Origin of the sequence: Streptomyces sp. FIT100, from assembly GCF_024584805.1 — a bacterium.
Taxonomy (GTDB): domain Bacteria; phylum Actinomycetota; class Actinomycetes; order Streptomycetales; family Streptomycetaceae; genus Streptomyces.
The window spans coordinates 145,413-156,267 of the sequence record NZ_CP075715.1 but is presented as its reverse complement, the minus strand read 5'-3'; the positions used below and the strand labels follow the sequence as shown (position 1 = coordinate 156,267).

Annotated in this window: 7 protein-coding genes and 1 pseudogene; 3 read left to right on the top strand and 5 right to left on the bottom strand. The window is 74.5% G+C overall.

The genetic code is table 11. The annotated features are described in order from the left end of the window. Positions 1-196: 196 nt before the first annotated feature. The 4 genes and pseudogenes from KK483_RS00650 to KK483_RS00635 all read right to left on the bottom strand — a co-directional run bounded on the left by KK483_RS00650 (position 197) and on the right by KK483_RS00635 (position 6,097). On the bottom strand, positions 197-2,899 hold the full coding sequence (locus tag KK483_RS00650; protein WP_262002815.1) for a SpoIIE family protein phosphatase/ATP-binding protein: 2,703 nt from the start codon (positions 2,897-2,899) through the stop codon (positions 197-199). 247 nt (positions 2,900-3,146) lie between these two features. Next, positions 3,147-4,418 (bottom strand): Tm-1-like ATP-binding domain-containing protein, encoded by a 1,272-nt coding sequence (locus tag KK483_RS00645; protein WP_262002813.1) that lies wholly within the window; start codon positions 4,416-4,418, stop codon positions 3,147-3,149. Positions 4,419-5,214: 796 nt separating this feature from the next. Then, a pseudogene (locus KK483_RS00640) lies at positions 5,215-5,566 on the bottom strand (protein phosphatase). Positions 5,567-5,677: 111 nt separating this feature from the next. Beyond that, positions 5,678-6,097 carry a molybdopterin-binding protein gene (locus tag KK483_RS00635; RefSeq protein ID WP_262002811.1) on the bottom strand — a complete coding sequence of 140 codons (420 nt, stop codon included), beginning with the start codon at positions 6,095-6,097 and terminating at the stop codon, positions 5,678-5,680. A gap of 206 nt (positions 6,098-6,303) precedes the next feature. On the opposite strand from KK483_RS00635, the gene KK483_RS00630 reads away from it, so the two are divergent. The 3 genes from KK483_RS00630 (at position 6,304) to KK483_RS00620 (ending at position 9,727) form a co-directional block, all read left to right on the top strand. After that, positions 6,304-6,699, top strand: a complete 396-nt coding sequence (locus KK483_RS00630; protein WP_262002809.1) for a molybdopterin-binding protein — start codon at positions 6,304-6,306, stop codon at positions 6,697-6,699. A 90-nt stretch (positions 6,700-6,789) separates the two neighbouring features. Further along, positions 6,790-7,629, top strand: coding sequence for a molybdate ABC transporter substrate-binding protein (gene modA, locus KK483_RS00625; RefSeq protein ID WP_262002808.1), 840 nt, complete (start codon positions 6,790-6,792; stop codon positions 7,627-7,629). Positions 7,630-7,657: 28 nt separating this feature from the next. After that, positions 7,658-9,727 carry an ABC transporter permease gene (locus tag KK483_RS00620; RefSeq protein ID WP_262002807.1) on the top strand — a complete coding sequence of 690 codons (2,070 nt, stop codon included), beginning with the start codon at positions 7,658-7,660 and terminating at the stop codon, positions 9,725-9,727. 78 nt (positions 9,728-9,805) lie between these two features. On the opposite strand, the gene KK483_RS00615 is transcribed toward KK483_RS00620, so the two are convergent. Further along, on the bottom strand, positions 9,806-10,762 hold the full coding sequence (locus tag KK483_RS00615) for an aldo/keto reductase family oxidoreductase (protein ID WP_262002806.1): 957 nt from the start codon (positions 10,760-10,762) through the stop codon (positions 9,806-9,808). Positions 10,763-10,855: the final 93 nt, after the last annotated feature.

Below are 10,855 nucleotides of genomic sequence, written 5' to 3'. Positions count from 1 at the left end.
CCGCGGCCTTCGAGGCCGGTGACGAGGTCCGCGGGCGTGCGGTGGCGTGCGGCGCGTCGGGAGCGGCGGACGACGTGGTCGCCGCGGGCGCCCGGGCGCCGACGAGGTGTGCCGCGTACCGCCCGAGCCGCAGCGGTGACCTGGGGCCGACGGGTCCGGCCCCGGACCTGGTGTCCACCCGCGCCGGCGGGCGGCGTCAGAGCAGGTCTTCGTCCGTGAAACCGAACATCGCCGCCGCGGCGTCCGGGTGCGGCTCCGCGCCCTGCGGCGGCAGTTCGGCCCAGATGATCTTCCCGTCCGGCGTGTACCGCGTGCCCCAGCGCTCGGCCATCTGCGCCACCAGGAACAGCCCGCGGCCGCCCTCGTCCGTCGTCGCCGCGTACCGCAGATGCGGTGAGGTGCTGCTGCCGTCGGCCACCTCGCAGGTCACCGTCTGGTCGTGGAGCAGCCGCACCCGGATCGGCGCCGTTCCGTAGCGGATGGCGTTGGTGAGGAGTTCGCTGAGGATCAGTTCGATGGCGAAGGACTGTTCGGACAGGCCCCAGCCCTCCAGCGTCTCGACCGCCTTCGCGCGCATGCCGGCGACCGCGCTGGGATCGGGCGGCACGTCCCAGTCCGCCACCCGGTCGGCGCCGAGAGCCCGGCTGCGGGCGATGAGCAGGGCCACGTCGTCCTTCGGACGGGCGGGCAGGAGGGCGCTCATCACGTCCTCGCAGGTCTCCTCAGGAGTCCGGTCGGCGTGGGCGAGCGTCTCGCGCAGCAGCTCGATCCCCACGTCGATGTCCCGGTGGCGGTCCTCGATCAGGCCGTCCGTGTAGAAGACCAGCCGGCTGCCCTCGGCGAGCTCGAGCTCCGCCGTCTCGAACGGCATGCCGCCGAGCCCCAGCGGCGGCCCGGCCGGCAGCTCCGGGAACTCGACCGTGCCGTCCGGATGGACCAGCGCGGGCAGTGGATGCCCCGCCCTGGCCATCGCACATCTGCGCGAGACGGGGTCGTAGACCGCGTACAGACAGGTGGCGCCCGTCATCGAGGGGCCGCCGTCACCGCCCGGCTCGTCCTGGTCGATGCGCCCCACCAGGTCGTCGAGATGGCCGAGCAGCTCGTCGGGCGGCAGGTCGAGGGTGGAGAAGTTGTGCACCGCGGTGCGCAGCCGGCCCATCGTCGCGGCCGCGTGCAGCCCGTGCCCGACGACATCGCCGACCACCAGCGCCACCCTGCTGCCGGGCAGCGGGATCACGTCGAACCAGTCGCCGCCCACCCCCGACTGCGCGGGCAGATAGCGGTGCGCCACCTCGACCGCGCTCTGCTCGGGCAGGGCGCGCGGCAGCAGGCTCCGCTGGAGCGTCACGGCAAGGGCGTGCTCACGGGTGTAGCGGCGGGCGTTGTCGACGGATACGGCGGCGCGCGCGACCAGCTCCTCGGCGAGGGAGACGTCCTCCTCCTCGAAGGGCCCGGGCTTCTCCGAGCGCCAGAAGTTCGCCAGGCCCAGGACGACGCCCCTGGCCTGCAACGGGACGGTGATCAGCGAGTGGATTCCGTACTCGACGATCGCCCGCGTCCGCCGCGGGTCCTGCGCCTGCCACCCCGGCGCGGCGGAGAGGTCCCTGACCAGCTCCGCCCGCCCGGTGCCCAGCCCGCGGGCCTGCGGGGTCGACGGCAGGAAGTCGATCAGCCTGCCGCGCTCGTACAGCGGGTGGTCGTCACGGATGCCGCTGACGGCCGTGCGGCGCATGTCGGAGCCGGAGCCGTTCGGCTCGTCGCCGTTCAGGACCGGGTCGGCGAGATCCACGGTCGCGAAGTCCGCGAAGCGCGGGACGGCGACGTCGGCGAGCTCCTGGGCCGTGCGCGCGACGTCGAGCGTGGTGCCGATGCCGACCCCGGCGTCGTAGAGCAGCTGGAGCCGGGTGCGGGCCACCTCCGCCCGTCCGGTCAGCGCCTGGAGCTCCGTGGAGTCGCGCACGGTCGCGACCGTGCCCATGGTGCCGCCGGGGCCGTCGGTGGGCCGCTGGTTCACCACAAGCAGCCGCTCTCCGGCGATGTGGATCTCGTCGGTCGCCTCGCGGCCCGACGACAGCAGCGCGGCGGTGGTGGGCGACAGGCCCGGCAGCTCCGAAACGGGCCGCCCCTCCCCGTTGGGCCCCAGCATCAGCAGGCGTCTGGCCTCGTCGTTCGCCAGCATCAGCCGGCCGTCGCCGCTGACGATGACGACCCCTTCCCGCACGGCGTGCAGAACGGCGTCGTGGTGTTCGTACATACGGGTCATCTCGGCCGGGCCGAGACCGTGCGTCTGCCGTTTCAGCCGTCTGGTGACCAGCGCGGTGCCGGCCGTGGCGAGCGCCAGTCCCGCCGCGCCGGCGCCGAGGATCACCGGCAGCTGCCGGTTCACGGTGCCGGTCACATTCTGCACGGTGAGGCCCGCGGAGACGAGAGCGACCACCTTGCCGTCCCGCGCGGTCACGGGGACCACCGCCTGGACCTCGTGGCCGAGCGGGCCCTGGACGCTCTCCACGTGCACCTTGCCCGCGAGGGAGGGCTCTATCGTCCCGACGAAGCGTTTCCCGATCCGGTCCGGCTGCGGATGCGTGTAGCGGATCCCCTTGGTGTCCATCACCACGATGAAGTCCACGCCCGCGCTCTTGCGGGTCTCTTCCGTGATGGGCTGGAGCACCCGGCTGGGATCGGGCAGCCGCAGCGTGGCCAGCAGCCCAGGGGAGTGCGCGAACGTTTCCGCGACGGCGATCGAGCGGTTGCGGGCCGCACGGTCGGTGTCGTGCCGGGTCTGCAGTACCAGGGCGAAGATCGCCCCGAGCACGAGCAGGACCACAACCGCCGCCTGGAGGACGAAAACCTGCCCGGCGACGCTCCTGGGGCGCTTGCCGATCAGTCGCCGAAAGGACACGCCCCGCAATCGGTCGAAGCGCCTGATCACGGTGTTCTTTCTAGCACCGCTGTGCCCGGTGGGGCCATACGGGACGAAAGTCCCCGGTGAGGAGGTACGCGACGGAAGGGGGTCGGAGCGGGCCGTACGGCACCGGGACCGGGCGGGGCGCCGACCCTCCCTCCCGCTCCGCGCCGGACACCGGACGAGGCCGTAGGACGCCGGTGGGGCACGGCCCGCGCCCCTGCCGACGCCGGGATCCACGGGGTCATGCGCAGGCGGCCGCGGGTGCGCCCCCGGCCGCGCCGATCAGTCCGTGGAGGAGATCCGCGGCAGCGCGGCCGAACGAGGGGTCGTTGATGTGCGTCCCGACCTCCCGCACCTCGACACCACTGCCCCGCAGCCCGTCCCGCAGCGCGGCGAACAACGCCTCGTCGGCGGCCGGATCGTGGTAGGGGCCGTCCGGGGCGCCGAGCGTCGACAGACCGCGCAGCGGGATGCACACCGCCGCCGGGCCGGTGGCCTCGCGGAGCTTGGCGGCCACGCGCCGGCCGAGCTCGGCGCACTCCGGCTCCGTCGTGCGGATGACGGTGATCGACGGATTGTGGACTCGCACATGGCGGTCCCGCAGATGCTGCGGCGGCACGGTGGCCAGGGGTCCGAACTTCACCATGTCCAGCGCGCCCAGGCTCACCACCTGCGGCACCCCGTGGCGCGCGGCGGCCGTGAGCCGGTCCGGGCCCGCGGAGAGGATGCCGCCGACCAGGTCGTCGGCGAGCTCGCTCAGGGTCAGGTCGAGCACGCCCGCGAAGAGCCCCTGCCCGGCCAGCGATTCGAGCGTGCGGCCGCCGGCGCCACTGGTGTGGAACACCAGCACCTCGTAGCCGAGCTCGGTCAGCCGCTCCCGGGCGGCGTCGACCCCCGGCGTCGTCACCCCCGCCATGCTCGCCGCGACCAGCGGTCTGCCGCCCGCCCCGAGGTCGGCCGGGCGCAGCGCACGGGCCGCTGCGGCGTAGCCCTGCGCCATGCCGGCCGCGGCGTCGGCGGCGTTGGCCAGGATCGGAGCCGAGACGGAGTTGATCCCCGCGATGTCGACGACGCTGTACATCATCGTGATGTCGGCGGACCCGACGTACGGCGCGACGTCGCCCGAAGCCATGGACGACACCATCAGCTTGGGCACGCCGAGCGGCAGGGCCCGCATCGCCCGGGTCGCGATGGACGTCCCGCCGCTGCCGCCGATGGCCAGCACCCCGTGCAGCCGCCCCTCCCCGAGGAGCCGCAGCAGGGTCTCGGCGGCGCCGTGCGCCATCGCGGTCACGGCGGCGCCGCGGTCGCCCTCGGCACGTAACCGCGCGAGCTCGACGCCCGCAGCGCGGGCCACGTCGGCGCGCGGGACATCCGCGGAGATGCGAGGCTCGCCGATCACTCCGGTGTCGACCACGAGGACGTCGACTCCGCGCCGCAGCAGCCGCTCCCGCAGCCAGCCGTACTCCTCGCCCTTGGTGTCCAGTGTTCCCAGCAGCACAACGATCGCCATGCACGCCACTGTCGGGGCAGTCCGCCCCCGGGGACAAGAGCGCCCAGGGCCGGGCCGTGTCCGGTGCCTGGCGCCGTCCGCCGACAGGGCCGGGCGCCCGGCGCCGGGTGCGCGGCGTCGGGTGCGCGGCGTCGGGTGCGCGGCTCGGGTGCGTGCCGTCGCAAGGCGGAGGATCGCCCTCGTGGCGGACGTACTCGGACGACTGCGCCAATGCGGCATGGGGGCGCCTCGGGTGCCGCAGGGCTGCGGGGGAGGGTCTGCGGGCGTCGCGACGCCGGGCGGTGCCGATTCCTGCCATGTGGCGGTTACCGCGCCAGCCTAGGCCGCCCTCGGGGCCGACGTACTCGGACGACTGCGCCAATGCGGCATGGGGGCGCCTCGGGTGCCGAAGGGCTGCGGGGGAGGGTCTGCGGGCGTCGTGGCGCCGGGCGGGATCTGCCGGGGGTTCCGGGAGCGGCCTGGGCCGGCGCGGTGACCGCCACATGGCAGGAACAGGGCCCCGGAGTCGTGCGGCTGCCCCTCGGGCGGACGTACTCGGACGATTGCGCCAATGCGGCATGGGGGCGCCTCGGGTGCCGAAGGGCTGCGGGGGAGGGTCTGCGGGCGTCGCGACGCCGGGCGGGATCTGCCGGGTTCCGGAAACGGGTCAGGCCGGCGCGGTGACCGCCACAAGGCAGGAACAGGGCCCCGGAGTCGTACGGCTGCCCTCGGGGCGGCTGGTGCGCGGCCGAGGTCTGCGTCGGCCGCTCCCGGCGGGCCCGGCGCCCGGAAAGCCGGGGCGCGGACCCCGGGCCGGTCACCCGAAGTGCGCCGCGTACCTCCGCTGCCACGGTGTCTCGACCGCGCGCCGCGCATAGTACTCGCGGACGTACGCGACCGCCTCGGCGCCCCGCAGCCCGTCCAGCACCGCCGGACACGCCAGGGCGGTGCCCGTGCGCCCGTACCCCCCGCCGCAGGCGATCTCGACGCGCTCCGTCGCGGCCCTCTCCCACGCCTCGCGCAGCACCGTGTCCGCGGCCGCGCCGCCGCGCGGCCGGACGGGAGCCGGAAGTAGGGTCGGCGCAGCATGGGGGGCACCTCCCGTGCCGGAGGCTACGGGGGAGGGAGTCCCAGGCGACGGCGGGCGGCTCGTGCCCCAGCAGGTACACGGCGAAGCCGGGCGCCGGGTTCCGCGCCCCGGCTTCCCGGGCCGGGCTCCGGACGGCCCCGGACGCCCAGCGGTCCCGGACACCCGGGCCGGGCTCGGGACAGGCCGCCGGTCAGTCGGTCGCGAGCGCGACCTCCGTGGACTTGATCAGGGCGATCACGGACGAGCCGACGAAGAGCCCCAGCTCGTCGACGGCCTCCTTGGTGATCGCGGCCGTCAGTTCGCCGCCCTCCACCTCGAGTCTGAGGCTCGCCATGGCCACGCCCATGGCGATGGCCATGATCTTGCCGGGGATCTGGTTGCGGATGCTCACGCCCTCGACCGGCCCGGTCGCCACCGCCACCTCGGTCGACTTGACCAGGGCACGGACGGCGGAGCCCTCGGCGATGCCCAGCTCCCTGACGGAGTCCGCGGTGACGGCCGCGGTGATGTCCTCGCCCCCTTCGAGACGGACCCGCACCGTGGCCATGGCCTCGCCGGAGGTGACGGAGGTGACCGTGCCGCGGAGCTGGTTGCGGATGCTGAGACTCATGGGCTGCGCCTTGATCGTCGAACGGAACGCCGGTTCCTTGCCGGTGGTTGCCCCAGCACTGTAGGCACACCCTCCGTATCCGTGCCGGTACGCACCGCGTACGTGCGGCGTCCGCTTCGTACCTTCCTCCCGCCACCTCGCAGCTGCCATGGAGAAACATCCTGAGGCATTGCATATGCGGACCTGATCGCTCTAGCGTGTGGCGTATGCAGTCCTACACCATCGGACAGGCGGCACGCCTGCTGGGCGTCAGCCCGGACACCGCCCGCCGCTGGGCGGACGCCGGCCGGGTCGCCACCCATCGCGACGAGACCGGCCGCCGTCTGGTCGACGGCCGCGATCTGGCCGCCTTCTCCATCGAGGTGGCCCAGACCGGCACCGGCGAGGAGGAGACCTCGTACACATCGGCCCGCAACGCCTTCCCCGGCATCGTCACGGCGGTCAAGCTCGGCGACGTCGCCGCCCAGGTCGAGATCCAGGCCGGTCCGCACCGGCTCGTGTCGTTGCTGACCCGGGAGGCCGTGGAGGAGCTCGGGCTGGAGGTCGGCATGCGGGCGACCGCCCGTGTGAAGTCGACCAACGTGCACATCGACCGCAGCTGACCCTCGCGCGGCGTCGTCCGTCACCGGCGCAGCTCTCACCATCCGCTCGGTCGGCATCCGCCGGCCGCAGTCACAAGGAGCTCACCTCCGATGTCCCGCAGCGCCACAGCCCGCAGTGCCACAGCCCTCCGCGTCACCCGCCTCCGCGCCACCCGCCGCCGAGCCGCCGCCGTCCTCACGGCCGCACTGCTCGTCCCGCTCGCCGCCGCCTGCGGCAGCGGCGACGCCACCGGTGACGAGGCGGTGAAGGGCTCCGGAGCCCCTGCCGCCCGCCTCACGGTGCTCGCCGCCGCGTCCCTGACCGATGTCTTCAGGACAGCGGGTGCGGCGTACGAGAAGTCCCACCCCGGCACCAGGATCACCTTCTCCTTCGCCGGGTCGCAGGAACTGGCCGCCCAGGTCAGGCAGGGCGCCCCCGCCGACGCGCTGGTCACCGCCGACACCAGGACGATGGACGGGCTGAAGGACGACACCGGCACGCCGGCGGTCATCGCAAGGAACCGGCTCGTCATCGCCACGGGTGAGGGAAACCCGAAGCACGTCGACGAGCTGAAGGACCTCGCGGACAGCGGCCTCAAGGTCGTCCTCGCGGCGCCCGAAGTGCCCGTCGGCCGCTACAGCAAGCAGATCCTCGACGCGCAGCACCTCACCGTGCGGCCGGTCTCCCAGGAGCCCAGCGTCCGCGCGGTGCTCAGCAAGGTCGAGCTCGGCGAGGCCGATGCCGGCCTCGTCTACCGGACGGACGCCGCGAGCGCCGCGGACAAGGTCGACGCGGTCGAGATCCCCGACGCGCAGAACGCCGTCGCCCAGTACCCGGCGGCCACGCTGAAGCAGTCGGGGAACGCGGAGGCGGCCGCGGCGTTCGTGGCCTGGCTGAGCGGTCCCGAGGCGCAGAGGATCCTCCAGGACGCGGGCTTCCAGAAGCCGTGACGAGACCGACCCGGGGACGGGACGTCCGATGAAGCGAGCAGGCAATCGCATCCACGAGGCGGCGGGCACGCGCCCTCCTGGTCCCGGCGCCACCCCGGGTCCCGCAGCCACCCCCGGGGCCGATGCCACCCCCGGTCCCGGCACCACGCCGGGCCCGGGCGCGAACCGGGGTCCCGGCTCCCCGGGTCCCCGCACCCCGCCGGCCCTGGCCGTCCCCGCGCTGCTCGCCGTCGCGTTCCTGCTGCTGCCGCTCGTCGGGATCATCGCCCGCACCGACTGGGGCGAGCTCGGCGCCCACCTCACCGGCCCCGCCGCCGTCGAGGCGCTGCGGCTCTCGCTCCTCGTGTCCTTCTGGTCGCTCGGCCTCTCCCTCCTCCTCGGCGTCCCTCTGGCCTGGCTGCTGGCCCGGGTGGACTTCCCCGGCAAGGCGCTCGTCCGCTCCCTCGTGCTGCTGCCGATGGTGCTGCCGCCCACGGTCGGGGGAGTCGCCCTGCTGCTCGCCTTCGGCCGGCGGGGACTGCTCGGGCCGTGGCTGGAGAGCTGGTTCGGGCTCACCCTGCCGTTCCACACCTCGGGCGCCGTCCTCGCGGCGACCTTCGTCGCGATGCCGTTCCTCGTCATCAGCCTCGAAGGCGCGCTCGCCGGGCTGCGTCCGCGGTACGAGGAGACCGCCGCGTCCCTGGGCGCCTCGCCGCTGCGCGTGTTCCGTACCGTCACCCTGCCGATGGTGGCGCCCGGCCTGATCGCCGGGGCGGCGCTCACCTGGGCCCGCGCACTGGGCGAGTTCGGCGCCACCATCACCTTCGCGGGCAACCTCCCCGGTACCACCCAGACGCTGCCGCTCCAGGTCTATCTCCTGCTCCAGGAGCAGCCGGAGGCCGCGACATCCGTCTCGCTCCTGCTGCTGGCGATCGCCATGGGCGTGCTGATCGCCCTGCGCGGCCGCTTCACCGGCGCGCCCGGCGAGCGGCCCCGGGCACCGGCGCCGGTGGCGGAGGAGCCCGCTCCGGCCGCCGGGGGCCTTGTCCCCCCGTCCGCCTCCGCGGGCGTTCGCCCGCGCGAGTCCTGGCCGCTGCACGCCGAGGTCACCGGCTTCAACCGGCTCACGCTCACCGCCGGACCGGGCACCACCATCGCCGTCGTCGGTCCCAACGGCGCGGGCAAGACGACCCTGCTGCGCGCCCTCCTGGGGCTCACACCGCGTTCCCGGGCCGTCCTCAGGCTCGGAGACGCGGACGTCACCGGGCTCCCGCCGCACCGCAGGGGTGTGGCATGGGTCCCCCAGGACGGCGCGCTCTTCCCGCACCTCACGGCCCTCGCCAACACCGCGTACGGACTCCGGGCCCACGGCACCCCCCGTGCCGAGGCGCGCCGCGCCGCCCAGGAGTGGCTGGACCGGCTGGGGGTCGGCCATCTCGCCCACCGCAGGCCGGCGCAGCTGTCGGGCGGGCAGGCGGGCCGCGTCGCCCTCGCCCGTGCCCTCGCCGCTCGCCCCCGGCTGCTGCTGCTCGACGAGCCGCTCGCCGCCCTCGACCAGACCACCCGTGCCCATGTCCGGCACACCCTGCGGAGCCATCTCGCGGGGTTCGGCGGGGTCTGTCTGATCGTCACCCACGACCCGGTGGAGGCCGTTTCGCTCGCCGACCGGGTCCTCGTACTGGACGACGGCCGCGCCCTCCAGGACGCGCCGCCCGCCGAGGTCACCCGGCACCCCCGCTCCCCGTGGGTCGCGCGCATGCTCGGCCGCAACGCCTGGCCCGGGACCGCCACCGCCGACGGCCTCCGGCTCCCGGGCGGCGGCACGCTCGTCGTCGCGGACCCGCTTCCCACGGGCACCGAAGGGCTCGCGATCATCGCTCCCGAGGCGGTCTCCGTCCACCGGGACCGGCCGAGCGGCAGCCCGCGCAACGTCTGGTCCGGCACGGTGCGCGAGATCACCGCGAGCGGCAGCAGACTGCGGATCCTGATCACCTCGGACGACGCCCCGGATCTGGTCGCCGAGATCACCCCGCAGGCCGCCGCCGAACTCGGCCTCGCGGACGGGACTCCCGTATGGACCAGCGTCAAGGCGACGGAGACCACCCTCGTGGCCGTCTGACACCGGCAGCGGCGACCACGGCCATGGCTCCGCCTCCGCCTCCGCTTCCGGTCACGCCGGTCACGCCGGTCGCGCCGGCTACGGCAGCGGCGCTCCGCGCGCGGCCAGCCAGAGGTCGTACCACTCCTCGTGGCTCAGCTCCGGCTCCCGCATGGCCGCGTCGCCGCAGGCACGGATGCGCTCCGGGCCGGAGCTGCCGATGACCGGGACGATGCCGGCGGGGTGGCGCCGCAGCCACCACAGCAGGACCGATTCCGGGGTGGTGCCCTTCTTCTCGGCCAGTGTGGCGAGCAGCTCTGCGGTGGCCCGCTCCTGCGGGGTCTCCTCGCGCCCCGTGAAGCGGCCCTGCGCCAGCGCGCCCCACGCCTGGAGCTCGATGCCGTTCGCGCGGCAGTACTCGACGGTCCCCATCGGGTGGCCGACTCCGGCCGCGGCGGGAGTGTTCACGAGGACACCCGCTTCGAGCCAGTCGCGGCGGTCGAGACTCATCTCCAGCTGGTTGGCCACCAGCGGCACGTCGAGACGGGCCAGCAGTGGTGCTATCTGCTCGCCCGCCATGTTCGACACGCCGAACCGCCGCACCAGGCCCTGCCGGTGCAGGGACGTCAGCGCCTCCGCCACGTCGTCGGGGTCGGCCAGGGGATCCGGCCGGTGCAGCAGGAGCACGTCGATGACATCGGTGCGCAGCCGGGTCAGGCTCTCCTCCACGCGGCGCAGAATGCTGCTTCCGCGCAGGTCGTAGATGCCGGGGCGGTCGCCCTCGGCAAGGCGGATACCGCACTTGGTCTGCAGGACGACGCGCTCGCGGAGCCCCGGCGTGCGGGCGAGGATCTCGCCGAACACCGCCTCGGCCTTCCCGTGGCGGTAGATGTCTGCGTGGTCGAAGGTGGTGACGCCGATCTCCAGCGCCGCGACGACCGCCGCCTCGGCCGCGGCGATGTCCGCCGCCCCGTAGGGTTCGGGTGCCCAGGACCCGCCCAGTCCCATGCACCCGTAGATCAGGCGCCCGATGCTCGCATTCGTGTTCGTCGTCACGGCGCCACCCTACGAGCAGCGAACGTGCCGCCCGCGCCCAGGGTCCCGGCCCCTCCGGGCCCCGGGCCGTGTCCGACACGTCCCGCCCGACAC